We start from the raw sequence: 23,967 nt of genomic DNA on the forward strand, positions 1-23,967 counted from the left end.
TTGGCGCGGAAAGAGTAGCGAATACGGAACTAAACAATGGCTTTATTTAATACCCCTGAGCAACGCAAAGCAGGTTTTCTTCTGACGCTGATTGCCTGTTTTGTTGCCGTTATTGTATTGGGCATGGGCGTGTTTACTCGATTGGCTGACGCTGGCTTAGGGTGTCCTGACTGGCCGGGGTGCTATGGTCATGTATTGTGGCCCAGCGAAGACCATGAGGTGGCGCGGGCCAATGAGGCATTTCCAGAAACGCCTGTTGAGCACGATAAAACTTGGCCGGAAATGATTCATCGCTATCTGGCTTCAAGCTTGGGCTTATTCACAATTGGGATCTTGGTATTTTCGCTGCGTAGCCGCGAACCAGAACAGCCTGTAAAGCTGCCGATATTCTTGCTGGCCTTTATTATATTACAAGGCATGTTTGGCATGTGGACGGTAACCTTAAAACTTTGGCCGCAGGTAGTTACAGCGCATTTGCTTGGTGGCTTCACTACGCTTAGCTTGCTGTGGTTACTTACGCTTCGGCTCAATAATTCCCGCTGGCAAATTCCAGCGATCGCAGAAAACAAACTAAAATCGATTCGACCATTAGCCGTTATTGGCTTGTTGATCGTTGTAACACAGATTGCCTTGGGTGGCTGGACGACGTCGAATTACGCAGATATAGCGTGTCCTGATTTTCCAACTTGTCAGGGTGCTTGGTTACCACCAATGAATTTCACCGACGGCTTTAACGTTGGCCAGCATATTGGTCCCAATTACCTAGGTGGGACAATGGACAACGCGGCGCGGGTGGCAATTCATTTTAGTCATCGTGTTGGCGCAATTGTGACCGCAGCGTATTTAGTATTTTTGGCGATCAAGTTGTGTGGTTTGGGTTTGGTCGCGGCGAAAAAAATTGCGGTTGCTACGCTTCTTGTATTGGTCGCGCAAATTAGCTTGGGTATTAGTAATATCGTGTTCCAATTTCCTATCGATGTTGCGGTAGCACACAATTTGGTTGGCGCCCTACTTTTACTGACGCAGGTCACCACCACTTATTTTGTATATACAGCGGCGGTAAACCGCGGGGGTATTAGAGTATGACGCAGCCAAAGGTCGAGTCAGCAAACTGGCGAGATTATTACGAACTGTGTAAACCCAATGTTGTACTCTTGATGTTGCTAACTTCGGTGATTGGCATGTTTATGTCAGTGCCGGGCATGGTGCCGTGGGAACCCTTGGTTTACGGCAACCTCGGCATTGCACTTTGTGCCGGTGCGGCGGCGGCGGTGAATCATTTGGTCGACAGTCGTATTGATCTAGTTATGGCGCGGACCCACAATCGCCCCATTGCTCAGGGACGTGTAAAAACCCGCGATGCAGCAATTTTTGCTGCGGTGATTGGCGGTTTAGGTATGGCGGTTTTACTTATTAAAGTGAATGCCTTAACCGCGTGGCTTACTTTAGCTTCACTGCTTGGTTATGCAGTGGTCTACACACTCTATTTAAAGCGTGCGACACCACAGAATATTGTCATTGGTGGTATTGCCGGTGCGGCACCGCCACTGTTGGGGTGGACTGCAGTAACCAACCAAGTTGAAGGGCACGCTTTATTACTGGTATTGATCATTTTCATTTGGACGCCACCACATTTTTGGGCATTGGCAATTCATCGCAGAGACGATTATGCAAAGGTAGAAATTCCGATGTTGCCGGTAACCCATGGTATTGGCTATACAAAATTGCATACTTTGCTTTATACCATTTTATTGTTTGTGGTGACGTTATTACCCTTTGCAACTGGCATGAGCGGCACCCTGTATTTATTGGGCGCCGTGTGTCTTGGCGCAGGGTTTATTTACTGGGCTATTGTTTTAATGCGGGGCAATAACCCCAAGGCGCCGATGGCCACCTTTAAATACTCCATCATATATCTGATGGCATTGTTTATGATTATGCTATTGGATCACTATTTGTTGCCGGCGATCACTATTTTTGAGGTTGATTACTAATGACTGATGAAAAACAGCAAAATGCCACAGCAAAGCGAGACCGCGGTATTCGCTTAACCGTTTTAGCGATTTTCTCAGTGGCGATAATTTTGGTGGGGGGCTTTTTCTATGCCTTTACCCGCGCGCGGGTGATGACAACCGAAGAGCTAAAATCGCAAGGTGCTTATCTCTACGAAAACCCCCGCCTACTCCCTAACTTTACTTTGTCGGACGATCGTGGCGAACAAGTAACACCAACGACATTTCAGGGTCAATGGAGTCTAGTGTTTTTTGGCTTCACCTACTGTCCAGATATTTGTCCAACAACCCTTGCGCAATTGAAATCCTTTTATCAGGAGCTGGACCCTGAAGTGCAGGCAGATACTCAGATATGGTTGGCTAGTGTTGATCCGGCCCGCGATACTCCAGAGCAATTGCACAGTTATTTAGATTTCTTCCATCCGGCATTTCGCGGCATTACGGGTGACTTTTTGGAAATTCATCGCTTTGCCACATCGATGAATATTCCGTTTACCAAGGTTCCTGGCGGCGGCAGCAATTATCAAGTTGAACATAGTGCCAATGTGGCTTTGGTTAACCCTAAAGGGCATTCCGTCGGTTTTTTTAGAGCGCCGTTAGAGATTAGTAAAATGAAGCGCGCCTATTTATCAATTAGAGAATACTACTAAGTTTTTAGTAGATGACGCCGAGTTATTTAGTCGCGCCGATAACTCGGTCCTAATTGTCCCAGCACAAATAAACATCCGGCGCCTAGTACGATGCTAGGGCCTGCCGGAGTATCCCAATACCATGCCCCTGCTAAGCCGGACATAACGGCGATGGCGCCACAAATTATTGCAAGTAGCGCAGCTTGTTCTGGGCTGCGGGCGAAGCGACCGACCGCGGAAGCGGGAATGATCAGCATGGCAGTGATCAATAGCACCCCAACTATTTTCATCGCAACCGCGACCGTCGCGGCTACCATAAGCATTAATAGCAGGCGTAAACGCTTCACGGGGAGCCCTTCTATCTCGGCAAGTTCTGCGTGCGCGGTCACGGCAACAAGCGCTGGCCAGTAGCGAAACAATAACGCCATAACTATGCCGCAAATAACAGCAAGGTTGATAAGATCTTCTTTGGCTATGGCTAGCAAATCACCAAATAAGAAACCGTTTAAATCTAACTGTTGATTGTCTAAAAATGACAAGCACACCAAACCTAGCGCGAGACTGCTGTGGGACAAAATACCCAGCAGGCTATCTAGTGCAATATCGCGCCACCACTGCAGGGCGAAAAGAGCGCTAGCGATAATCATACAAGTCAGTAGCACGCTATATTGCAAGTTTGCTTGTAAGGTTAAACCCAGCGCAAGACCAAGTAACGCAGAATGGGCGAGAGTGTCGCCGTAGTACGCCATGCGCTGCCACGTTACCAGTGCGCCGAGGGGACCGCATAAGGAGGCCACCAGTAAACCGGCAATAAGGGCGTTAAATAGAATATCAATCATGGTGACGGTGCTCGCATACAACATCGCCGTGAATGTCGTGCTGATGGTCGTGGTCGTGTTGATAAAGTGCAACCGCTTCGGCGTGGCGTCGGCCAAATAGTGATAAATACGCCGGATCGTTGCTGACGTGCTCAGGGTGGCCGTGACAGCAAACATGTTGATTCAAACAAATAACCGTATCGGTTTGCGCCATAACCCAGTGTAAATCATGGGATACCATTAACACCGCGCAGCCTAGGGTATCTCGTAAATAGTTAATCAGTTCGTAGAGCTCAGTTTGTCCGCTAATATCGACACCTTGCGCCGGCTCGTCTAGTACCAGTAAGTTGGGGTCACTTAATAAGGCGCGGCTGAGCAACACACGTTGGGTTTCCCCACCGGAAATGTTGTGTAAGGGGCGTTTGCGCAGGTGGCTAATGCCAGTTAGCTCCAGTGCGTTAGCGATATTTTGTTTGCTCGGGCTGGCCATTGTTAAAAAGCGCTCTACACTCAAAGGCATTAAGGGGTTAAGAGTCAGGCGCTGTGGCATATAACCGATACGGAGATTTGCCTGCCGAAATATACTACCGCTGTCTGGTTTGATTAAACCCAGTGCAATTTTGATTAAGGTGCTTTTACCCGCGCCGTTGGGGCCAATGATGGTCATAATCTGGCGTGGAATGAGGCTGAGGCTGACATCGCTAAGCAGGCTTTGTTGCTGACGCTTTAAAGAGATGTGATCGAGCTTGATCAGCGGAGAATCAATCATTGTCGCGATTCTCCTTGCAGTGGGCACAGCAGCCAACGACTTCGACACAGGGTACTTCTACAGAGAAACCGTGTTGTTTGGCCGCGGTGTTGATGGCGGTATTGATAATATCGGTGTCTAGCTCCGTTGCATTTCGACACTGGCGGCAAATTAAAAAATGTCCTTGATGTTGGTGACTGGGGTCTTGGCAGCCAATGAATGCATTCAGTGAGGCAATGCGATGCACTAGGCCATTGTCGAGCAAAAAATCTAATGCGCGGTACACGGTGGGTGGGGCTGGGCGCCGGCTAGAATCTTTCGCTAACTCCTCGAGAATGGTATAAGCCCCTACGGGTTGGTGATTAGCCCATACACACGCTAAAACCTGTTCGCGAATACGGGTGAACTTTACTTGCCGACTATGACATAGCGCCTTTGCGCGGGTCATGGCGTCATCAATACAACGCTGATGGTTGTGATGTTCAGTTATATTGTGCATTGAGCTTAAGTTCTGCATAAAATAAAATGTTATAATATTGCATTTGCACGGTAATAAACAATGGGGACAATTAATTGAGAGTTGTAGTGTGGTATGTATTAACGGCTTGGATGCTCAGTGGTGCGGCATGGGCAGCTAATGATAAGCCGGTAGTGCTGTCCAGCATTATGCCTTTGCAGATGATTGTTCGGGATATTGGTGGTGATGCAATTACGGCAGAGCTGCTAGCTCCGGCGACGGTATCCCCTCACGATTTTCAGTTGCGGCCTTCCGATGCCCAGCGAATTCGTTCCGCTGATTTAGTGCTGTGGGTGGGGCCAGTATTGGAAACCTTTTTGCAAAAGTTATTGGATAAGCAAGATAACGCGGTAGCTCTTTATCCAAATTTAAAGAACAGCGAAGATCCTCATGTTTGGATGGACGCAGAAGAGGTCCAAAGCATCGCTCGGCGAGTGGCGCGTTTGCTATCAGATCGTTTACCGTCTCGGGGCGCTTATTTCCATGCAAATGCGGCGCGTTTTAGTACTGAGTTCAGGCTGTACGATAAGCAGTTGCAAGAAGAGATAGCGCGTCATGAGCGCCGCCCTTATCTATTGCTGCACGATGGTTTTAGCCGTTTTGAGCGCCACCATGGTTTACCTGCAGGTGAGATGGTGATGGCTGGATCTGATCGTTTACCGGGTGCTAGGCATATTGTTGATTTGCGTGCTCGATTGCAGGCGGGAGAGTTTTCTTGTGTGTTTAGGGAGCCGCAATATGCACCGGCAATGCTGAATGCGTTAATTGCAGATGTCGACATACGAGTTATTGAAATAGATCCCTTGGGGGAGCGGCTTGTTACTAGCGGAAACAAGGAAGGTGCTGACGGGTTTTTGAGATTATACCGTCAGCTCGGGCAGGCATTTCTTGCCTGTTTTGATCGTTAGTAGTCCGTAAAGACAAATCATCAAGCTTGGGGCTTATTCGTCTATACGTGGTGTCATTAAACTACTAATTTTGTCTTCAAGCTCAACACTTAAGCTAGCGGCAACAACGTCCAGATTTTGCTCTAGAAAGCGTTCTGCTGAGCGCTGACTGGCGTACTCAATGTTAGCGTCAGGCAGTTTGACACTATTGACCTGATTGTAGGCTAAAACCATTGGCTCTGAGTCTGCAATATTGGGTTCTGCTGCAGTTGCCATGGCGCTGGCTATTAGGACAAAGATTGCACTGATAGTTTTGTTCATTTGTATTACTCCTTTCTATTTGGGCATGTTTGGCCCTGCACAAGATAAAGGTTACCTTGTGTTACGTAAGGTAACACATAATATTAGGTTCTCCTCTTAATTTTTGTTAATTTCTCAGCAATGTGGCAAATTGCCAAGGTGTCACCCACCTCGATTTGTGAAAATAGGTAACACATCGACTTATTTTGCATAGCTAATGATGCTTGGCAGCCTCGTGGTACACTGCCCTTCCCAATAATTGATGTATCAAATCGCTCCCATGACAGCCATAAAGCCCCTTGTTTTAGTTGACGGTTCTTCTTATTTGTATCGTGCGTTCCACGCCCTGCCGCCGCTTAACACCTCAACAGGCCAACCCACCGGCGCCATAAAGGGGGTGATTAATATGTTGCGCCGATTACAGAAAGATTACCCCGATAGCCCAATCGCTGTGGTATTTGACGCTAAAGGCAAAACTTTCCGCGACGATCTTTATTCACAGTACAAGGCGCAGCGCCCGCCTATGCCTGATGACTTGCGCAGTCAGGTCGAGCCGATAAATGCCATCGTTGATGCAATGGGGTTGCCGCGGTTAGTAATTGATGGTGTTGAGGCTGATGACGTTATCGGCACTCTGGCGGCTCAGGCCGGTATGGAGCGTCCAGTGCTGGTATCAACCGGCGATAAAGATATGGCGCAGCTGGTAAATGAGCATGTGACCTTAGTGAATACGATGACTGATACCGTGATGGATATTGCGGGGGTCAATGAGAAGTTTGGTATTCCTCCGGAGCTAATCATCGACTTTTTGGCGCTAATGGGCGACAAAGTCGACAATATCCCCGGTGTTGCCGGTGTTGGTGAGAAAACGGCTCTCGCCCTACTGCAAGCGCTGGGTGGCTTGGAAGATATCTACCAAAACCTCGACAAGGTGCCAGACTTGCCAATCCGCGGCGCCAAAGGCATAGCTAAAAAACTTGCCGATAGTCGCGAGCAAGCTTTCCTTTCCTACACTTTGGCGACAATCAAATGCGATGTGCCGCTAGCGGTGTCGATGGCCGAGCTTCTGCCAACTGAGCCTGATAACGCGCGCTTGTTGAGCTTGTTTACAGAGTTTGAATTCAAAACGTGGATGCAAGAATTAAGTCGCACTGAGCGTGCGGAATCTGTGGAGCAGGCAGATCTCCTAAACGGCGGCGAAGCTGAGCCGGCTGTGCCCGCTTTTTCTGGAGAAGCAGATTACCAATTGATTTTAACGCAGGGCCAATTTGATGAATGGCTCGCGAAATTGCGCGCGGCTCAATTGTTTGCCTTTGATACCGAAACAACCAGTTTGAATTATATGCAGGCGCGGGTAGTCGGTGTGTCCTTTGCGGTGCAAGCTGGTCAGGCGGCTTATCTCCCCTTTGGGCACGATTATTTGGACGCGCCAGATCAGCTCGACGAGAAGATGGTCTTGGCCGCCTTGAAACCGATTTTAGAAGACCCCAGCAAAGCTAAGCTGGGTCAGAACTTAAAATACGATGCCAATGTGCTGCTCAATCACGGTATTACCCTTCGAGGTATTACTGAGGACACAATGCTTGAGTCCTATGTGCTGGATTCTATTGGTAGTCGTCACGATATGGACACCCTCGCCCTGAAGCATTTGGGCCTCAGCACTATCCATTTTGAAGATATTGCTGGCAAGGGCGCCAAGCAGCTGACCTTTAATCAGGTTGCTCTGGAACAGGCCGGCCCCTACGCAGCAGAAGACGCGGATATTACCCTGCGCTTGCATCAAGTGATGTCTCCACAGTTAAAGGCCTGCTCGGAGCTTATGTCGGTCTATCGCGACATCGAATTACCGCTGGTGCCGGTTTTGTCGCGTATTGAGCGCAATGGTGCGCTAGTGAGCCGTGACTTGCTTAATAAGCAGAGTCATGAGCTTGGTTTGAAAATGCAGGCACTGGAGAAAGAAGCTTATGACTTGGCGGGTGGGGAATTTAATCTTGCCTCGCCAAAGCAGTTGGGTGAAATATTATTTGAGCGATTAAATATTCCCGTAATAAAGAAAACCCCAAAGGGTGCGCCGTCCACTGCTGAGGAGGTCTTGGTTGAGCTAGCGCATGATTACCCGCTTCCCAAGGTGCTTCTCGAACATCGCGGCATGGCCAAGCTTAAATCGACTTATACAGATAAATTACCATTATTGATTGATCCGGCGAGCGGCCGGATTCACACCTCTTACCATCAGGCGGTGGCAGCAACGGGTCGTTTATCTTCTTCGGATCCTAACTTGCAGAATATCCCAATTCGCAGTGCTGAGGGGCGGCGGATTAGGCAGGCGTTTATCGCGCCGCCGGGCTATGTCATTTTGGCTGCTGATTATTCTCAAATAGAGCTGCGCATTATGGCGCACTTGTCGGGCGATCGCGGCTTGATCGATGCTTTTGCCGCGGGTGAAGACATCCATAAAGCCACGGCTGCGGAGGTGTTCGGGGTCGCTTTAGACGAAGTAAGTGATGAGCAGCGTCGCAATGCAAAGGCGATTAATTTTGGTTTAATTTATGGCATGTCGGCCTTTGGTCTTGCGCGGCAATTACATATCGGCCGCAAAGAAGCTCAAGAATATATAGACCTCTATTTTGAGCGGTACCCGGGCGTGTTGCGTTATATGGATGAAACTCGGGTATTGGCGTCAGAAAAAGGTTATGTAGAAACCTTGTTTGGTCGACGCCTATATTTGCCGGAAATAAATGCCAGCAATGGAATGCGCCGACAAGCAGCAGAACGCACGGCCATTAACGCGCCAATGCAGGGTACGGCGGCTGATATCATCAAACGGGCCATGATTTCGGTAGATCGCTATTTGTCAGAAAGTGGCGTAGATGCCCGTATGATCATGCAAGTTCACGACGAATTGGTGTTGGAAGTAGCGCCGGCGGCCTTGGATTCTGTGAAGGCGGAAGTGATAAAACTGATGATGGCAGCGGCAGATTTATCGGTACCTCTGGAGGTCGGGATGGGTGTGGGTGCGAATTGGGACGAGGCGCATTAATTTGCGTATTCGCAAATCTGCGTCTACTTTTAATAGGCTGTTGCTCTTAAATGTATGTGAGAACAGCCCCGCGTTAGGAGACTTGTCTCCCCCTGACTCCTTAGGAGTAGGATTGCCCGGTGAGTTCAGCGCACCGGGCTTTTTTGCACCTGGCAAATAGCGTTAAATCTCATTATTGGGCTCTGCCAGCTCATCGATACCAACTTCTTCACGTCTTGGAATATCCAGCCACTGGTCTAACTGGCTTCGCAGCGCCTGCAGGCCGTCGCCGTTATGGGCGGAAAACAATTGCACACTAATTAAGTCGCCGTATTCGGCGAGCTCCTTACGCACTGCCAATAAGGTTGCCGACGCGGGGCCGCGTTTCAGTTTGTCAGATTTGGTAAGTAAAATGTGCATAGGCATGGTGCTTTTGGTCGCCCAGCTCACCATTTGTTTGTCAAACTCCGTGAGGGGGTGGCGGATATCCATCATTAACACCATGCCCCGCAGCGATTCGCGTTTTTGTAAATAGGCTTCAAGGTTGCGCTGCCACTCATTTTTAACTGCCAGTGGAACTTTGGCAAAGCCATAGCCTGGGAGATCGACAAGTCGCTGGCGGCCGCTTTCATCTAAGATAAAAAAGTTGAGTAACTGGGTTCGGCCAGGCGTTTTACTGGTTTTAGCGAGCTTCTTGTTTTCCGTTAAGCGATTGATTGCACTAGATTTTCCTGCATTAGAGCGGCCAGCGAAGGCAACCTCCGCTCCGGTGTCATCTGGGCAGTGCATCAGGTTTGGCGAGCTCTTTAGATAACTGGCGCGGCGGTAGTTTAAAGCAGGGGAGGAATCCATAATATATCCGAGAAAATGACTAAGGCAGTGTGTACAAGCTCTAGGGCAATAACTGGCCCACACGCCGACTAGTTGTGTATAATGCCGCAGTTTTTGTGCGGGGTCACTTTAGGTGCTGAGTAAGCCCCAGCGTTCCGAAAAACGAGTTCGAACTGCTGATATTTGGAGATGTAACTCATGCATAAATGGTTTGTGGCTTTACTTCTGATAGCGGCTAGCGTGACTGCCACTGCGGCCGAGCAGGCGATTGTAGATCGTTATAAGGCATCCTGCTATGCCTGTCATGGTTTTGGTGCAAATGGTGCGCCAAAAACAGGTGTTGAGGCTGACTGGGCGCCTCGTTTAGAAAAAGGCATGGATACATTAATGAAGCATACTAATGAAGGTTTTAATGCAATGCCGCCAAAGGGTTTGTGTTTCAATTGCAGCGATGACGAATTTAAAGCATTGATTGAGTATATGGCGACGCCACAATCTTAAGAAGTGTGTGACAGAATTATCTTGATTAAAGAGTGTGTGACAATGAATAAACCACTATTAGTAATGATTGCCTCATTGATGTTCGCTGGTTCTGCCGTGGCATTAGAGGGCGATGCCTCGGCCGGTAAGGCGAAATCGGCACCATGTGCTGCCTGTCACGGTGCTGACGGTAATAGTCCTGCGCCGAACTTCCCGAATCTAGCGGGGCAAGGTGAGCGTTATTTAGCTAAGCAGATTCACGACATTAAATCTGGCGAGCGTTCTGCGCCATTGATGGCGGGCCAAACAGATAATTTGTCTGACCAAGATATTGCAGATATCTCTGCTTATTACGCAAGTAAAAAGGCTAGCACAGGTCAAACAGATCCTGCATTGCTAGAAAAAGGCGCCGCTATTTATCGCGGTGGTATTGCCGATCGCAGTGTGCCAGCTTGTGCGGCCTGTCATTCACCAACCGGCCAAGGTATGGCGGCGGCTGGCTTCCCTGCACTGGCGGGTCAGCACGCGGACTATACGATTGCGCAATTGAAAGCTTTCCGTGCGGCGGCAGATGGTCGTGAAGGTCGCGCCAACGATGGCGACACCAAAACAATGCGGACTGTGGCATTTAAAATGAGTGATTCTGAAATTGAAGCGGTAGCAAGTTATATCCAAGGTTTACATCACTGAGTGCGAGCAGACAAACAAGCGGCTTCGGCCGCTTTTTTTATTTCTGCGACGGTAGATTTTAAATGAACAAAATCCCGGTAAGTTGTGTATAAGATCCTGTTAAATAGGAATCATTGTGTATTAGCATGGTCTCAGACAACTTATAACAATTTAATTTTCTAATTTGCGTTTCCCGACAGTTATTGGGTAAACCGTTTTTAAATGAGGTGGCTTCATGTTCAAGAAAATGCTTTCACTGCTCAGTGTGTTCAGCTTTTTATTATTAGTGTCGGCGTGCAGCGATGGTGCAGAGCCTGCTGCTTCAAAAACAGCCCAGCCAGCAGCTTCTGCCGCCGCCCAAGCTCAACCAAGCGACAAAGCTGATGTGGGAGAGCGCTTTATTCGCATCCCTCAGCCAGTGAGAACGGCTAATCCTGATAAAATCGAAGTTGTTGAAGTGTTTTGGTACGGCTGCAGTCACTGCTTCCATTTTGACCCCATGATTGAGGTGTGGAAGAAAAAGCTCGCGGCGGATGTTGATTTTCACCGTTCACCGGCAATGTGGAATGAGCTGATGGTCGTGCATGCCAAAGCGTATTATACGGCGCTGACCTTGGGTGTGCTGGATAAGGTACATGAGCCGATATTCAAAGCTATTAATGTTGATCGTAATACCCTTCGTGACGCCGACGCACTAGCTGCGCTATTTACTAGCCATAGCGATATTGATGACGCGACTTTTCGTAAAACCTTTGATTCATTTGGTGTGAACAGCCAGGTGAAGCAGGCTGATGCACGCGCTCGCTCCTACGGTATTGCAGGTACGCCCGAGTTGATAGTCAACGGCAAATACCGCATCACAGGTCGCTCGGCGGGTGGCCAGGCAGAAATGCTGAAGGTTGCTGACGAATTGATAGCGAAAGAGCGGGCGGCCAAGTAAATCATTGTCGCAATCTTGCGTTAGTCCTTCTCTACTATAGCGGGCTCAGAAGATAGATAAAAAAGGCCGCTTGGCGTACACGCTAAGCGGCCTTTTTATTTTTGTGCTGAGCTCTATATTTGAGTGCCGGCCTCACTGTTAAGCTCAGCCGACGAATTGCCCTCTTGCTCCGTAATGCTTGGTAGCATTTGCTGGGCAAATTCCCTTTGGCAAAACGCGAGTCGCTTAGCGGGGGCTGGATTTTTTATACCCTTGGCGGCAAGCCGGTCAATTTCATTTTCCACTTTCCGGCAGCGCGCGGCCAGGCCTGCATCGTTGGCAATTTGGATATTGAGTCCGGGTCGGGCATTTAGCTCTAACATCAAGGGGCCGCGATCTTTGTCTAGCACCATATCTACGCCTAAGTAGCCTAGGCCGGTGAGCTCATAACAGCGGGTTGCTAATGACATAAAGCCGTCCCAGAACGGCAACTGCACCCCTCTTACGGGGTTGGTTGTGTCTGGGTGACTGTTGATGAGTTTATTTAGCCACGTACCGTCCAGCGTAATCCCCGTTGCTAGATCGACTCCAACCCCTATCGCGCCTTGATGGAGGTTGGCCTTGCCGCCAGATTGGCGGGTAGGTAGTCGCAACATTGCGAGTAAGGGGTAGCCTTTCAGCACAATAATGCGGATATCAGGCACACCTTCGTAGCTTATGGCACTAAAGATTGGGTCTGGCGTCACTCGGTATTCAATAAGTGCGCGGTCGCGATGCCCGCCCAGTGAATAGATACCCGATAAAATGCCCGAAAGGTGGAATTCAATATCTTCGTGGCTCAGTAATTTTCCAGATGTGGTGCGATAGTAGCCTTCAAATTGGTCAGCAATAACAATGATACCGTCACCACCGGCGCCTTGTGCCGGTTTAATAACAAAGTCGCGATGGTCTTTAACGATGTCCCTAAGTTTGCTGATTTGCTTGTCTGAATCGATGACACCATACATGGGCGGCACGTGAATACCGGCCTGTACCGCGCGTTCTTTGGTTTTAATTTTGTCATCAACCAAGGGATAAAGATGGCGTTGGTTGTAGCGCAATACATAGTCTGCATTGCGCTGGTTGATACCCATAACGCCCTTTTCACGCAGCTCTTTCCACGTACTAAATAAGGACATGTTATTTGCCTTTAATCATGGCGTTAAAACGGAATAGCTCGGTTAAACGGTAGCCTCGGTAATGGCCTAGTACCAACATGAATGACATAAATACCAGCAGCATACCTGGGAAGGTAAATACGAAGTACGACCAGGGTTCGTAGGTCATCATTAGATGTGACAGCGTCGCGGCGACTAGCGTGCCGACACCCACCTTGCCAGCGTGAACACCGCCGCGCTCCTCCCAGACAATCGACATACGCTCTATCGACATGGTCAAAATAACCATGGGGAATAGCGCAATCGACAAGCCGCGATCTAGCCCTAAACGGTGCCCAAGGACACTAATTAAAGCCATTACAATCACCACAAAGGTCAGCACCACAGACAGTCTCGATAGTAATTGCAAGTGCAGATGCTCGAGATAGGATCGCAGCGATAGGCCGAGCGCGGTAATCACGGTGAACAGAATGACTCCCCAGAATACCTGGGTTTCACGAAATGCCAGACCGATTAGAACGGGCGTAAATGTGCCCAAGGTCTCCAGGCCGATAACATTGCGCAACAATAGAATTAGCATTACCCCAATTGGAATCATAAGAATGATTTCAAAGGTTTGCTGTGACTGCAGCGGTAAGTCGTATAGCGACAGAGCCCACAGTTTATTCTCTTTGCGCTCGGCCACGGATTGGGCGAGCATAATAGAACTCATGATGCGTTGATTGGCGGTAACTTCTATTTTTAGATTACGGCCACCCTCAACGGCTGCCATTGGTTCATCGCCGGTCCACCATACAACTCGATCATTGGGTAAGCCGAGGGCGCCAGTTTCAGGGTTGAAGTAGAGCCAGCGTTTGCCATTGTAGCTACGCATCCACAACTCGGAGATTTGCGCCACGCTGCTGACTAGTCGCAGGGTGTGGACGCGTTCTACAGGGATATGAGCAGAAGACAATAATAATTCAAGCACCCGCGACTTACTGTCTTGTGTGTAGTCGTTACCCAGCAGTAAGCGGGCATTGTGGTTGCTTGGCTCGTTAATAAGTTTGATTGCTTCGCGAATAAAGGTTTCGATATCAGCGGAGTGCTCGCGAATTGGTTTTAGTAGTGCATCAACGGCGACTTTCTCTACGCCTATCAGTTCTGGGCTTTCGCTGAACAGGGGGCCGGGTTCTGATTCGGAGAAGCTTGAGTTGCTGCGCTTAGTGAGCATTAAGCGATAAAAAAGCTGCTGACTACCCTCGGCGCGGCGCGCCGACCAAACCGCTTGCCGATTATCGCCGACGACATCGGTATTCACGCCGTAATTTTTAGAAATGAAACTCTCGTTCAGGGTAATGAACTTGCTCCAAACTGGAGGCAAATACATTTGTACTTTTACCGGGCTATTGTCGCGGGCGTTAAAGCTGAGCTTGGTGTCGATTACCCACACTGGCTCTGTGGTTTCGGAGGAGACCGGAATATTTAGAACAAAAATCTGCCATGCAGTGCTGGCGGCACCCATAATTAATAGCGCCAGTGCCAGTACCCTGACATGCAGTTTTACGCCCTTCATTCGTTTTGCTCCTCGGACTTATCTTGTTTAGTGCAGAGCGTTTTGTCCTGCATGTATTTTTTACTTGGGTCAACCAGCGCGTTAAACGCAGTCAACGGTTCAGAACCAACCAGCATGGGTTTCGAAAACTGTCTGCGATCCGCTAGATTAACCTCAACCTTGTGCGAGTTACCGCCAATACAGAGTGTTAGTTCTAGCACAGGGCGGCGACTATAATCTTTTTCGTCTTCGTCGTAGTCAGCGGCACGACGTTTGATACGGATATGCTTGCTGAGCGGCAAACTCACTGATTTTAGCGAGTCATCAGGCAACACCAAGTCAAAATGGACGATGTCATCTTTTTTACCCTTGCCCTTTTCGACTTGGGCGTTGATCGCATTGATTGATGCGCTCTCAGCGCCGGTATCAATTTTCGCCTTGTAGCGAACTCCCAGCTCCTCGATGTAAACGTATTCGCTTAATCCGAAGATCTGATTGGAATCATCGTCGGCGTGGCTAGCAGCGGTGAATAAAATGGCGTTAGTAAATAGTAGCGTAAAGACAGCAAATCGCACGGTTACTCCTTTTCATCTTATTGTGCTCCCCAGTGCCTGCATAGCATAGTTCAGGCTGGGTACAGTTAGCCAGCACGGGCTATCACTGGAGAGCAATAAATGTGTCTGAGTGTGCTTAGTCTCTGATTTCTTTAAAAAGTGCGAGGGTAATTTTTCGCCTTTCATTGTGATCGACAATAGGCAAAGGGTAATCCGAAACAGCCGGTGGTTGATGCAATTGCTTGCCCCGCAGCCCTTTTAGTTCGGGTACGTAGTGCACAATAAATTCGCCGTCGGCATCAAAGCGCTGACCTTGAGTCGTCGGGTTAAAAATACGGAAATAAGGTGCTGCGTCAGTCCCCGTCGAGGCCGCCCACTGCCAGCCACCGTTATTTGAGGCAAAATCGGCATCAATCAGGGTCTCTAGGAAGTGGCGTTCACCCCAGCGCCAATCAATATGCAGATCTTTGCAGAGGAAGGATGCTGCAATCATGCGCAAGCGATTGTGCATCCAGCCAGTTGCCGAGAGCTGACGCATGGCGGCATCCACAATGGGGAATCCGGTGCGACCTTCACGCCAGGCGTCGAATAGTGCTTGGTCATTTGGCCACGGAATGGCGTCGGTATAGCTCTGAAAGGCCTGACCTTTTACGACTCGCGGAAAGTGGTAGGCAACATGGCGGTAAAACTCTCGCCATAGCAACTCATTAAACCATGTGCCAGCATCGCTTTTAGCGTCCCAAATCTCCTCACCACACTCCTGCTGTAAGCGGGCTAGACATTGACGTGGGCTGAGGAGACCCAAAGCTAAGGCGGCGGAGAGTCGCGAAGTGCCATCAATTGCAGGAAAATCGCGATGCTTTTGATAGTCAGCAGCGCGCTCAGCACAAAATTGACGCAATTGTTGCAGCACGCCCTCCTCGTCGGCCGGCCAGGCGGAGGAGTCTTTTTCCTCTCCAAATTTTGGACACTGCGCCGTTGTTCCGGCGTCCGATGACTTTTTGGCAGCAGGTCGCCGCAAAACACGGGGAAACTGCGCTGCCAGCACTTCGCGGCAGCGTCGAGAGTACGGCGTAAACACTTTGTAGGGCTGACCATCGCCCTTGGCAATGTGCAGAGGGCTGAGCAGGCTGTCATCGAGTAAATGTAGGGGGATGTCTAATTGCTCGGTGCAGAGGCTATCACGCTGTATTTCATCGACCAGCCATTCTTGATTGGCATACACGGCCTCAATACCGTGTTTCTGACAATGGTTTTTTAACTGGCTTGGCACGTGTTTGAAGTGCGTGGCATTGACGATGTCGAGGGGAATACCTAGCTTACCCAGCTGTGCGCTCAAGTCATCGACGGCGCGGCGCAGAAAGTGTCGACGAATGGGGGCAATGCCATGCTCATCAAGCTGCTGCGGGCAGAGAAAGTAAACAGCGCGAACGTGCTCATGGTTCTTGCAGACGGCAGTGAGCGCTGGGTTATCTAAACTTCGTAAATCATTGCGAAACCAAATAAGCGCCGTCATACGCTACAATCCCATGCGCAGCTTTAGGTCCCGAGGGTATGGGGTGAAGTAATACTGGTCCAATAGATAGTCAACTTGGTATTTCTTTAAAAACATACCGAGCATTTCCAGTGGCACTAATAATGGAAGCAGTCCTTCCGAGTAATCTCGAATAACCTCACTGAGTTGCGCCTTGTCACTGGCATCGAGGTGCTCTTTAAAGAAGCCTTGGATGTGCATAAGCGTATTGGTGTGGTTTTTAACGCTCGCGGGGTGCCGAATTGCTTGCATAAATTTACTAATGTAGCGATCGCCAATTTCATTTACGTCGCCCGCCTCTGCGACAATCGGCCCCAATTCGCGGTATATAGGTTGATTGTGCGCTAGCAGCAAAAATTTGTGGCGGCGGTGAAAGTCCTGCAATCGTTTCACACTTAGTCCCTCGGCGGCCATGGCTTGCCAGCGAGCATAGGCAACAACGCGCAAAACAAAATTTTCCCGCAGATGTACATCGTTTAAGCGGCCGTTTTCTTCCACTGGCAGCAGCGGATGAGCGGCCATTAATTGTTTCGCGAACAGTCCTACGCCTACTTTGCCTAGTCCGACTCCGTTGTCTGAGTAAACAGGTACCCGCTCCATTCCGCAGCTAGGTGATTTTGCGCAAAGAATATAGCCACTGATGTAATCGAGTGTCGCCACCGAGTCGCGGGCGAAGACCGTCATTTTTTCGGTCACGTCCAAGCTACTGTCTGAGCTTCCGACTAAGCGCGGGCTGTCAGGATCGCCAACGAGTCTAATTGTCGGGCGTGGCACACCCATGCCGATGGCTTGTTCAGGGCAAATTTTGACAAAATCGAAGTGGCGAGCAAGCTCATCAGAAGCGAAGGGCAAACGCTTGTGGCCGCCGTCGTAACGCACTTGCTCGCCGAGTAAGCAGGCGCTAATACCAATACGGATAGCTGGCGTGTCAGACATGGTGATGGCGCTTCCTAAGTCTTTGTAAGTAGGTCGGTATTACGCACTGATCTCATTAGCAGATCAAACCTAAGGCTAAAAACCCGCGTCACTAGCTTGCATTCGAGCGGCCTGAAATTATTCGCTTTGCCCAGAGAGGAATACGATTAAATTGCGAAAATCCTCTTCACTACAGCCCATGCACATCCCTTTTGGTGGCATGCTATTCAGTCCGTTAATGGTATTGCTAAGTAGCACGTCCATGCCCTTTTGAAGTCGCGGTGCCCAATCGGCCTGATTACCGCTGCGCGGCGCTGAAGCAACCCCCGTGCTGTGACAGCCATAGCAACTTTGGATATACAGTGACTTTAACGCGGGGTCGCTGGGCATGAGGCTGCGACTAGACGGGGCGGCGCTCGCTGTCTCAGTGGTCGCCGTCGTGTTTGTACTTGGGCTTGGGCCGCAGCCTACGAGGGCGATGACAAGACCGAGCGGCAGTAAAGTAGCGAAACGGTGAGTAGCGTTAAACGACATTATTAAGTGTCCCGTCAGTTTTGTATTGAGGGCTGCAGTTTACCCATGATGTGAGCACTTTGTCTTCGCAAAAGCAGTGAAGTTTGAATGACAGGAAGTCGGTGCTTACGGTAATTTCGGGGCGAGAAGTTTGCGCTTGGCATTACACTTGGTCGAAAATTGAGATACGTAAAATGGTGGGGTTATAGCAATTGTTGTAAGGGAGGTTTTGAGACGTACCGTAAATGTTTAGGTGGTCGTACGGGCGCTCAGGTCAGCAGGTTTTCCTGTATCGAAAATGCACGTCGCCTGAGGCGCTGACTTTGAATTCTCTAACTCATGACCAACATTTACCGGCGATGTGGCGCTTATATAAAGGCGGCTAGTCTTCGCTGTGCTCAAAGCCAAAGGTCCGGTTCTCGTCCTCACTTTGGCGGTCTATGGCTCCCACGTCCAGTAATGGGGCGGCATCGATATGCTGGGCATCCATCATATGGGCGACACGCTGTAGTGCGCTGATGATGTGAGTTTGCTCCCAATCCTGCAAATCGCTGAATTGGCGAATGAAGTAATCCTGCAGTGGCATGGGTGCGTTGCGAATCAATTCGCTGCCCGTATCGGTCAGGCAGGCGTAGACCTTGCGTTTGTCCTGCTGCGAGCGCTCCCGCATCACTAATCCGCGTTTTTCTAGACGATCGAGAATGCTGGTCACGGTCGCTTGGCTGAGATTAATGTGGTTTGCCACGTCACTGATGATGGCATCACCTTGATCTCGTAGGGTTTGCAAAATCAGCATCTGAGGCGCGGTTAAGCCGGCGGTCTTCATTAAATGCTTAGAGTGCAAGTCAATCGCGCGTGTTACGCGCCTTAGCGAGATTAATACTTCGTCAATTCTGTTCATTTCAGTTTTCTTAGAATCCGTGAGCGCCCCAATGGTAGCGACTTGGCGGCGGTTTTGCACCTGACAAACTGCCTTGTTGTCAATAGCTTGGCTTGATCATTATGACGAAAATCAACTATAATGCTTCGTGTACTAAACAATTAATCAGGAGGTTGAGTTCACAATTTAGTGATTAAATACGATATAACGCGATAAAGACGACGCTTTATATACTATTTGCTTATTAAATTAGAATGAACACAAATAAATTGTGTTGAAATCAAATAGCGCGATGCAAGCCGACGCTGCCACGCTTCGTTTTCGCCAGCCAACGGCGGAAGATGGCTATGCCCTAAATCAATTAGTGGCGGCCAGCCCCCCACTAGATACCAATTCTGTTTACTGCAATTTGCTGCAGTGCACCCACTTTGCCGCGACCTCGGTTGCGGTCGAAGAGGATGGTCGCTTGGTTGGTTTTATATCAGCCCACCGTCCACCGGAAAAAAGTGACACGGTGTTTGTATGGCAAGTCGTTGTAGATGGGTCTCAGCGCGGCCGTGGTTTGGCAAAACGGATGCTGAAAGAAATCGTAAAGCGTCCTGCGTGCGCAGGAGTCAGCTTTTTAGAAACGACCATTACACCAGACAACGAGGCCTCTTGGGCGCTGTTCCGCAGCTTTGCCCGCGACCTCGACACAGAATTAAATCACAGTATTTGGTTCGAGAAAGACGCCCATTTTGGTGGCCAGCACGACAGCGAAGCGCTGCTCCGTATTGGGCCCTTTTCCGTGCCGCAATAAGCCACAAGGCTATGCAGCAGCAAATACGAACTCAGTAAGGAATGCTAAGAGGAGTGAAGACTATGACAATCTTTGACAGGCTCGAATCAGAAGTACAATCCTACGCCCGATCTTTCCCCGTGACCTTCGACAAGGCGCAGGGCGAGCATTTGTACGACACCGACGGCAAGCAGTACATCGACTTTCTTGCGGGTGCCGGCACACTTAACTACGGACATAACAATCCGGTATTAAAGCAGGCGCTCGTTGACTACATTATGCGCGACGGTATTACCCACGGCCTAGATATGCACACCGCCGCCAAAGGCGATTTTTTGCAGGCGTTTAATGAGCATATCTTGGCGCCCCGTGACATGGAATACACCTTCCAGTTCACGGGTCCTACCGGCACCAACGCGGTAGAAGCGGCGCTAAAATTAGCGCGCAAAGTGACCGGCCGCACCTCAATCGTGTCGTTCACCAACGGCTTTCACGGCGTGACCCTTGGCGCAGTTGCCGCAACGGGTAACAGCCATCATCGTGGCGGCGCGGGTGTCGCACTGGGCGATGTAAACCGTATGCCCTACTGTGGCTACTACGGTCGCGACGCCGACAGTTTGAAAATGATGGACAAATTACTGTCGGATCCATCATCTGGTGTTGACCTGCCTGCCGCCATGATAGTTGAGCCTGTGCAGGGCGAGGGTGGCCTTAACGTCGCCAACAATGACTGGTTGCGCGGATTAGAAAAGCTGTGTCGCAAGCACGATATATTATTAATTGTTGATGATATTCAAGCGGGCTGTGGTCGTACTGGCACCTTCTTCAGTTTTGAAGCTAGCGGTATTAAGCCAGACATTATCACTATGTCTAAATCATTGAGTGGCTACGGTTTGCCCTTTGCCATTGTATTGCTGCGTCCAGACTTAGACGTGTGGGAGCCAGGCGAGCATAACGGTACCTTCCGTGGGAATAACCATGCGTTTATTACCGCCGCTGCAGCGATTCGTCACTATTGGACGGATGAAAAGTTTGCCGCTGATATCGTTGAGAAATCAGCGATTGTGAGCCACCGCTTCAAGAAAATTTCAGATCGCTACGGCGTTACCCAAATGCAGCCCAAAGGGCGTGGCATGATGCAGGGTCTTGCGTGTCGCGATGGCGAAACCGCCGATGAAATCGGCCGCGCGTGTTTTGAGCGCGGATTGGTTATTGAAACCTGCGGTAATCGCGGTCAGGTCGTAAAGGTATTTTGCCCACTCACTATAGAAAAAGCGGAGTTGGTGCGCGGCTTGGATATTCTCACCGATGCCATTGCCGATGTATTGGGCAAAGCGGTCGAAAAAAAAGCCTCTTGAATGAATGAGTAAAGCGTCTCTTCTGCGGAATATATTCTGTGGGAGAGGACTTTATTAACGGTCTATTTATGTCGCCGCTGGGTATCAGCAAGAGCGGCATTTATTTTTAAGAAATAAAGGAATTTGAAATGATTGTTAGAACCTTAAAAGAGTGCGAAAACTCAGAGCGTTGTGTAGCCACCGACACTTGGCAAAGTGTGCGCATGATTTTAAAAGACGACAAAATGGGTTTTTCATTCAATATCACTACTATTTTTGCCAATACTGAAACGCCAATTCACTACCAGAATCATCTTGAATCGGTGTACTGCATATCAGGCAACGGCGAAATTGAAACCGTGAATGACGGTAAAATTTATAAATTAGAAGCGGGCACCATTTATCTCTTAGATAAACACGATAAGCATCTATTGCGCGGCGGCAGCGAAGATATGCAAATGGCCTGTGTGTTTAACCCGCCCTTGAGTGGCAAAGAAGTACACGATGAAAATGGCGTCTACCCAATCGACTGAATCTGCTGAAGACCGAAAATTTATTTCAGTTATTCAACGGAGAAAAAAATGACACACAGTGTAGAGAAAATCGGCGGCACCTCGATGACCAATTACGAGGCGGTGAGAGACAATATCGTGCTCGCCGGTGGCGAGGATGGCAATGTTTACGGTCGTATATTTGTCGTATCGGCCTACGGTGGCGTAACCGATTTGCTGTTAGAAAATAAACGTAATAGTCATCCCGGTGTTTACGCCTTGTTTGCTGACGATGGCGCTGAAACCTTATGGCGAGATGCGCTTAGCAACGTCGGCAACACCCTTAAAGAAATTAATGCGGGTTTGTTTCCAGATATTGAGCAGCTGGCGGAAGCCAATAAATACATCGAAAGCCGCTTGTTCGAAGCTGAACGCTGCATGGATAATTTGCACCGCCTTTGTCAGCACGGTCATTTTGGCTTAGAAGACCACCTGCTAACGGTGCGGGAAATGTTGGCGAGTATCGGCGAAGCACACAGTGCGTGGAATACAGCCGCACTGCTTACGCGCGACGGTGTTAATGCGCGCTATATTGATCTTTCAGGTTGGCGTGCCGAAGAGGCCTTGCCTTTAGACGATCATATAAGGGAAGCGCTTGCCGGCATCGATTTAACGACAACGCTGCCTATTGTGACGGGCTACGCGCATTGCCAAGAGGGACTAATGGCCAGTTTTGATCGCGGTTATAGTGAAATGACTTTTAGTCGTATGGCGGTCATCAGTGGCGCTCGCGAAGCGGTTATTCATAAAGAATATCATTTAAGTAGCGCCGACCCTCGTTTGGTTGGTGCCGATAAAGTGGTTCCCATTGGCCGTACCAATTATGACGTGGCCGACCAGCTCGCGAATTTGGGTATGGAGGCAATTCATCCCCGTGCAGCGAAGGGCTTACGCCAACAGAAAATTGCTCTGCGAGTAAAAAATACCTTTGAACCGGATCATGCGGGTACTTTAATCGACTGTGATTATCGCAGTGAAAAACCGTGCGTAGAAATTATTGCGGGGCGCAAACAAGTCTATGCCTTAGAGGTATTCGACCAAGATATGGTTGGCGCACTGTGGCAGTACGAGCAAAAAATATTAGCGGCGATCGAACGCTTTAAAGGCACAGTGATCACCAAAGATATTAACGCCAACACCATTACCAATTATCTCGGTGTAAATTTAAAAACCGTCAAGCGCATTGTTAGTGCGGTTAAGGAATTATTTCCTAGTGCCGAAGTGAGCACGCGCAAAGTAGCAATTATCTCGGCCATCGGCAGTGATATGCAGGTACCAGGAATGTTGGCCAAAACCGTTTCTGCCTTGGCCTCTGCAAATATTAGCGTGTTGGCCATGCACCAATCTATGCGTCAGGTAGATATGCAGTTTGTGGTGAATGAAGATGATTATGAAATGGGCGTAGCCAGCTTACACCGTTGTCTTGTTGAAGTGCATGACCACGGCGAAGCCATATGCGCAGCATAATTAAACGCTTGGCAATTCTAGCCGCACTATGTGCTCCGCTGCTGCTGTCAGCGGAGCCTGCATTAACGCCGGAAGACAGCAATGTCGACGCCTCAATTGATAATTTAAGCGAGCCACTCTACTCACCTTTCATTGAACGCTATATGTTAGATGAGATACGCAGCTTGCGGATCGATATGGAGCGATCGCATCGAGAAATGGCCGCGGAAGTTGTCGACCGTGAGTTAGGCGCTGCCGATAAGGCAGTGTCTTACGCCACCAATACCGTTACCTATTTTTTCTATTTAATTGCTGCGGTGAGTTCGGCGCTGGTCTTGATTGGCTGGAATTCGATTCGCGATATTAAAGATAAAGTTCATAAAGTTGCCAACGAACAGGTGGCGGAATTAGTGGAAGAGTATGAAAAACGGCTTCGCACAATCGAGAAACAACTAAAACAAGAAACTGCGCATATAGAATCGAATCGCGAAGAAATTACCCTCACACAGGAAATACATTCGCTTTGGTTACGGGCGAGTCAGGAATCAAGCCCAGCGGGAAAAATCGCAATTTACGATCACATTCTCGCGCTGCGCAAAGATGATATCGAAGCCATTACTTACAAGGCCGACGCCGCACTAGATCAGAACGAGCCCCAATGGGCTATAAACCTTTGTCATCAAGCGCTGGTGTTAGACGACGCCAACGCCCACGCCTTTTACCAGTTGGCTTGTGCGCATACCTGTCAGGGCAATTTAGATGACGCTGCTCGTTACTTTACCCATGCGGTTGCCCAGTCGGAATCCTATCGAGACGAGCTTCACCGAGATCCGGCCCTTTCTGAACTGCGAGAGCATCCTTTGCTCATAGAGTTACTGGCTCCGAGTACAACGCCCGCTTAAGCAAATATACAAACCAACACACTGCAAACATCACGGA

General features: G+C 49.3%; 25 protein-coding genes. 13 read left to right on the forward strand and 12 right to left on the reverse strand.

Going from position 1 to position 23,967, the window contains the following annotated elements:
* Positions 1–36: 36 nt before the first annotated feature.
* The 3 genes from KXJ70_RS09910 to KXJ70_RS09920 are packed head-to-tail and all read left to right on the forward strand — an operon-like array spanning position 37 to position 2,662.
* Positions 37–1,086, forward strand: coding sequence for a COX15/CtaA family protein (locus KXJ70_RS09910; RefSeq protein WP_219043347.1), 1,050 nt, complete (start codon positions 37–39; stop codon positions 1,084–1,086).
* The gene (gene cyoE, locus KXJ70_RS09915; protein WP_219043348.1) at positions 1,083–1,994 is read left to right on the forward strand and encodes a heme o synthase; all 912 of its coding nucleotides are present in this window, start codon (positions 1,083–1,085) and stop codon (positions 1,992–1,994) included. The genes KXJ70_RS09910 and cyoE overlap by 4 nt, the downstream gene beginning before the upstream one ends.
* Positions 1,994–2,662, forward strand: a complete 669-nt coding sequence (locus KXJ70_RS09920) for an SCO family protein (protein ID WP_219043349.1) — start codon at positions 1,994–1,996, stop codon at positions 2,660–2,662. Before cyoE ends, KXJ70_RS09920 begins: the two co-directional genes overlap by 1 nt.
* 26 nt (positions 2,663–2,688) lie before the next feature.
* On the opposite strand, the gene KXJ70_RS09925 is transcribed toward KXJ70_RS09920, so the two are convergent.
* From KXJ70_RS09925 to KXJ70_RS09935, 3 genes are read right to left on the reverse strand one after another with little or no spacing between them, the layout of a single operon-like run.
* The gene (locus KXJ70_RS09925; protein ID WP_219043350.1) at positions 2,689–3,480 is read right to left on the reverse strand and encodes a metal ABC transporter permease; all 792 of its coding nucleotides are present in this window, start codon (positions 3,478–3,480) and stop codon (positions 2,689–2,691) included.
* Positions 3,473–4,228: a zinc ABC transporter ATP-binding protein ZnuC gene (gene znuC / locus KXJ70_RS09930; protein WP_219043351.1), complete on the reverse strand. Its 756-nt coding sequence runs from the start codon at positions 4,226–4,228 to the stop codon at positions 3,473–3,475. The genes KXJ70_RS09925 and znuC overlap by 8 nt, the downstream gene beginning before the upstream one ends.
* Complete coding sequence (locus tag KXJ70_RS09935; protein ID WP_219043352.1) at positions 4,221–4,706, reverse strand: Fur family transcriptional regulator; 486 nt, start codon at positions 4,704–4,706, stop codon at positions 4,221–4,223. Before KXJ70_RS09935 ends, znuC begins: the two co-directional genes overlap by 8 nt.
* A gap of 74 nt (positions 4,707–4,780) precedes the next feature.
* On the opposite strand from KXJ70_RS09935, the gene KXJ70_RS09940 reads away from it, so the two are divergent.
* Positions 4,781–5,632 (forward strand): metal ABC transporter solute-binding protein, Zn/Mn family, encoded by an 852-nt coding sequence (locus KXJ70_RS09940; protein ID WP_219043353.1) that lies wholly within the window; start codon positions 4,781–4,783, stop codon positions 5,630–5,632.
* 33 nt (positions 5,633–5,665) lie between these two features.
* Here KXJ70_RS09940 and KXJ70_RS09945 read toward each other — a convergent pair whose 3' ends face one another.
* A complete protein-coding gene (locus KXJ70_RS09945; RefSeq protein WP_219043354.1) occupies positions 5,666–5,932 on the reverse strand; it encodes a hypothetical protein in 267 nt (88 codons plus the stop codon).
* Positions 5,933–6,191: 259 nt separating this feature from the next.
* Between KXJ70_RS09945 and polA the strand changes: the two genes are divergently transcribed.
* Positions 6,192–8,951 carry a DNA polymerase I gene (polA, locus tag KXJ70_RS09950; protein ID WP_219043355.1) on the forward strand — a complete coding sequence of 920 codons (2,760 nt, stop codon included), beginning with the start codon at positions 6,192–6,194 and terminating at the stop codon, positions 8,949–8,951.
* Positions 8,952–9,113: 162 nt separating this feature from the next.
* Here the strand turns inward: polA and yihA are convergent, their stop codons facing one another.
* The gene (yihA, locus tag KXJ70_RS09955; RefSeq protein WP_219043356.1) at positions 9,114–9,782 is read right to left on the reverse strand and encodes a ribosome biogenesis GTP-binding protein YihA/YsxC; all 669 of its coding nucleotides are present in this window, start codon (positions 9,780–9,782) and stop codon (positions 9,114–9,116) included.
* A gap of 177 nt (positions 9,783–9,959) precedes the next feature.
* Between yihA and KXJ70_RS09960 the strand changes: the two genes are divergently transcribed.
* The 3 genes from KXJ70_RS09960 (at position 9,960) to KXJ70_RS09970 (ending at position 11,850) form a co-directional block, all read left to right on the forward strand.
* A complete protein-coding gene (locus KXJ70_RS09960) occupies positions 9,960–10,262 on the forward strand; it encodes a c-type cytochrome (protein WP_219043357.1) in 303 nt (100 codons plus the stop codon).
* 42 nt (positions 10,263–10,304) lie between these two features.
* Complete coding sequence (locus tag KXJ70_RS09965; RefSeq protein WP_219043358.1) at positions 10,305–10,931, forward strand: c-type cytochrome; 627 nt, start codon at positions 10,305–10,307, stop codon at positions 10,929–10,931.
* Positions 10,932–11,145: 214 nt separating this feature from the next.
* Positions 11,146–11,850 (forward strand): thiol:disulfide interchange protein DsbA/DsbL, encoded by a 705-nt coding sequence (locus KXJ70_RS09970; RefSeq protein ID WP_219043359.1) that lies wholly within the window; start codon positions 11,146–11,148, stop codon positions 11,848–11,850.
* Positions 11,851–11,963: 113 nt separating this feature from the next.
* Here the strand turns inward: KXJ70_RS09970 and KXJ70_RS09975 are convergent, their stop codons facing one another.
* The 7 genes from KXJ70_RS09975 to KXJ70_RS10005 all read right to left on the reverse strand — a co-directional run bounded on the left by KXJ70_RS09975 (position 11,964) and on the right by KXJ70_RS10005 (position 18,937).
* A complete protein-coding gene (locus tag KXJ70_RS09975; protein ID WP_219043360.1) occupies positions 11,964–13,007 on the reverse strand; it encodes an alpha-L-glutamate ligase-like protein in 1,044 nt (347 codons plus the stop codon).
* 1 nt (position 13,008) lies between these two features.
* Positions 13,009–14,541 carry an inactive transglutaminase family protein gene (locus tag KXJ70_RS09980; RefSeq protein ID WP_219043361.1) on the reverse strand — a complete coding sequence of 511 codons (1,533 nt, stop codon included), beginning with the start codon at positions 14,539–14,541 and terminating at the stop codon, positions 13,009–13,011.
* Positions 14,538–15,095 (reverse strand): ATP-dependent zinc protease family protein, encoded by a 558-nt coding sequence (locus KXJ70_RS09985; RefSeq protein ID WP_219043362.1) that lies wholly within the window; start codon positions 15,093–15,095, stop codon positions 14,538–14,540. Before KXJ70_RS09985 ends, KXJ70_RS09980 begins: the two co-directional genes overlap by 4 nt.
* A 115-nt stretch (positions 15,096–15,210) precedes the next feature.
* Complete coding sequence (gene phrB / locus KXJ70_RS09990) at positions 15,211–16,590, reverse strand: deoxyribodipyrimidine photo-lyase (protein WP_219043363.1); 1,380 nt, start codon at positions 16,588–16,590, stop codon at positions 15,211–15,213.
* Between the two features lie 3 nt (positions 16,591–16,593).
* Positions 16,594–17,544 (reverse strand): YbgA family protein, encoded by a 951-nt coding sequence (locus KXJ70_RS09995; protein ID WP_219043364.1) that lies wholly within the window; start codon positions 17,542–17,544, stop codon positions 16,594–16,596.
* Between the two features lie 117 nt (positions 17,545–17,661).
* Positions 17,662–18,057 carry a c-type cytochrome gene (locus KXJ70_RS19350; RefSeq protein WP_255558395.1) on the reverse strand — a complete coding sequence of 132 codons (396 nt, stop codon included), beginning with the start codon at positions 18,055–18,057 and terminating at the stop codon, positions 17,662–17,664.
* A 361-nt stretch (positions 18,058–18,418) separates the two neighbouring features.
* Positions 18,419–18,937, reverse strand: a complete 519-nt coding sequence (locus KXJ70_RS10005) for a MarR family winged helix-turn-helix transcriptional regulator (protein ID WP_219043365.1) — start codon at positions 18,935–18,937, stop codon at positions 18,419–18,421.
* Positions 18,938–19,187: 250 nt separating this feature from the next.
* On the opposite strand from KXJ70_RS10005, the gene ectA reads away from it, so the two are divergent.
* The 5 genes from ectA (at position 19,188) to KXJ70_RS10030 (ending at position 23,930) form a co-directional block, all read left to right on the forward strand.
* Entirely contained in the window at positions 19,188–19,715 is a 528-nt protein-coding gene (gene ectA / locus KXJ70_RS10010) for a diaminobutyrate acetyltransferase (protein ID WP_369409766.1), read from the forward strand.
* A gap of 62 nt (positions 19,716–19,777) precedes the next feature.
* Positions 19,778–21,052, forward strand: coding sequence for a diaminobutyrate--2-oxoglutarate transaminase (gene ectB / locus KXJ70_RS10015; RefSeq protein ID WP_219043366.1), 1,275 nt, complete (start codon positions 19,778–19,780; stop codon positions 21,050–21,052).
* A gap of 128 nt (positions 21,053–21,180) precedes the next feature.
* Positions 21,181–21,564, forward strand: coding sequence for an ectoine synthase (locus KXJ70_RS10020; protein ID WP_219043367.1), 384 nt, complete (start codon positions 21,181–21,183; stop codon positions 21,562–21,564).
* 48 nt (positions 21,565–21,612) lie between these two features.
* Positions 21,613–23,049 carry an aspartate kinase gene (locus KXJ70_RS10025; RefSeq protein ID WP_219043368.1) on the forward strand — a complete coding sequence of 479 codons (1,437 nt, stop codon included), beginning with the start codon at positions 21,613–21,615 and terminating at the stop codon, positions 23,047–23,049.
* Complete coding sequence (locus tag KXJ70_RS10030) at positions 23,037–23,930, forward strand: TPR end-of-group domain-containing protein (protein ID WP_219043369.1); 894 nt, start codon at positions 23,037–23,039, stop codon at positions 23,928–23,930. The genes KXJ70_RS10025 and KXJ70_RS10030 overlap by 13 nt, the downstream gene beginning before the upstream one ends.
* Positions 23,931–23,967: the final 37 nt, after the last annotated feature.

This window comes from Zhongshania aquimaris (genome assembly GCF_019312595.1).
GTDB lineage: Bacteria > Pseudomonadota > Gammaproteobacteria > Pseudomonadales > Spongiibacteraceae > Spongiibacter > Spongiibacter aquimaris.

Coding starts and splice junctions, on each gene's coding strand:
- KXJ70_RS09910 (WP_219043347.1), top strand. CDS start 37: ATGGCTTTATTTAATACCCCTGAGCAACGCAAAGCAGGTTTTCTTCTG.
- cyoE (WP_219043348.1), top strand. CDS start 1,083: ATGACGCAGCCAAAGGTCGAGTCAGCAAACTGGCGAGATTATTACGAA.
- KXJ70_RS09920 (WP_219043349.1), top strand. CDS start 1,994: ATGACTGATGAAAAACAGCAAAATGCCACAGCAAAGCGAGACCGCGGT.
- KXJ70_RS09925 (WP_219043350.1), bottom strand. CDS start 3,480: ATGATTGATATTCTATTTAACGCCCTTATTGCCGGTTTACTGGTGGCC.
- znuC (WP_219043351.1), bottom strand. CDS start 4,228: ATGATTGATTCTCCGCTGATCAAGCTCGATCACATCTCTTTAAAGCGT.
- KXJ70_RS09935 (WP_219043352.1), bottom strand. CDS start 4,706: ATGCACAATATAACTGAACATCACAACCATCAGCGTTGTATTGATGAC.
- KXJ70_RS09945 (WP_219043354.1), bottom strand. CDS start 5,932: ATGAACAAAACTATCAGTGCAATCTTTGTCCTAATAGCCAGCGCCATG.
- polA (WP_219043355.1), top strand. CDS start 6,192: ATGACAGCCATAAAGCCCCTTGTTTTAGTTGACGGTTCTTCTTATTTG.
- yihA (WP_219043356.1), bottom strand. CDS start 9,782: ATGGATTCCTCCCCTGCTTTAAACTACCGCCGCGCCAGTTATCTAAAG.
- KXJ70_RS09960 (WP_219043357.1), top strand. CDS start 9,960: ATGCATAAATGGTTTGTGGCTTTACTTCTGATAGCGGCTAGCGTGACT.
- KXJ70_RS09965 (WP_219043358.1), top strand. CDS start 10,305: ATGAATAAACCACTATTAGTAATGATTGCCTCATTGATGTTCGCTGGT.
- KXJ70_RS09970 (WP_219043359.1), top strand. CDS start 11,146: ATGTTCAAGAAAATGCTTTCACTGCTCAGTGTGTTCAGCTTTTTATTA.
- KXJ70_RS09975 (WP_219043360.1), bottom strand. CDS start 13,007: ATGTCCTTATTTAGTACGTGGAAAGAGCTGCGTGAAAAGGGCGTTATG.
- KXJ70_RS09980 (WP_219043361.1), bottom strand. CDS start 14,541: ATGAAGGGCGTAAAACTGCATGTCAGGGTACTGGCACTGGCGCTATTA.
- phrB (WP_219043363.1), bottom strand. CDS start 16,590: ATGACGGCGCTTATTTGGTTTCGCAATGATTTACGAAGTTTAGATAAC.
- KXJ70_RS09995 (WP_219043364.1), bottom strand. CDS start 17,544: ATGTCTGACACGCCAGCTATCCGTATTGGTATTAGCGCCTGCTTACTC.
- KXJ70_RS19350 (WP_255558395.1), bottom strand. CDS start 18,057: ATGTCGTTTAACGCTACTCACCGTTTCGCTACTTTACTGCCGCTCGGT.
- KXJ70_RS10005 (WP_219043365.1), bottom strand. CDS start 18,937: ATGAACAGAATTGACGAAGTATTAATCTCGCTAAGGCGCGTAACACGC.
- ectB (WP_219043366.1), top strand. CDS start 19,778: ATGACAATCTTTGACAGGCTCGAATCAGAAGTACAATCCTACGCCCGA.
- KXJ70_RS10020 (WP_219043367.1), top strand. CDS start 21,181: ATGATTGTTAGAACCTTAAAAGAGTGCGAAAACTCAGAGCGTTGTGTA.
- KXJ70_RS10025 (WP_219043368.1), top strand. CDS start 21,613: ATGACACACAGTGTAGAGAAAATCGGCGGCACCTCGATGACCAATTAC.
- KXJ70_RS10030 (WP_219043369.1), top strand. CDS start 23,037: ATGCGCAGCATAATTAAACGCTTGGCAATTCTAGCCGCACTATGTGCT.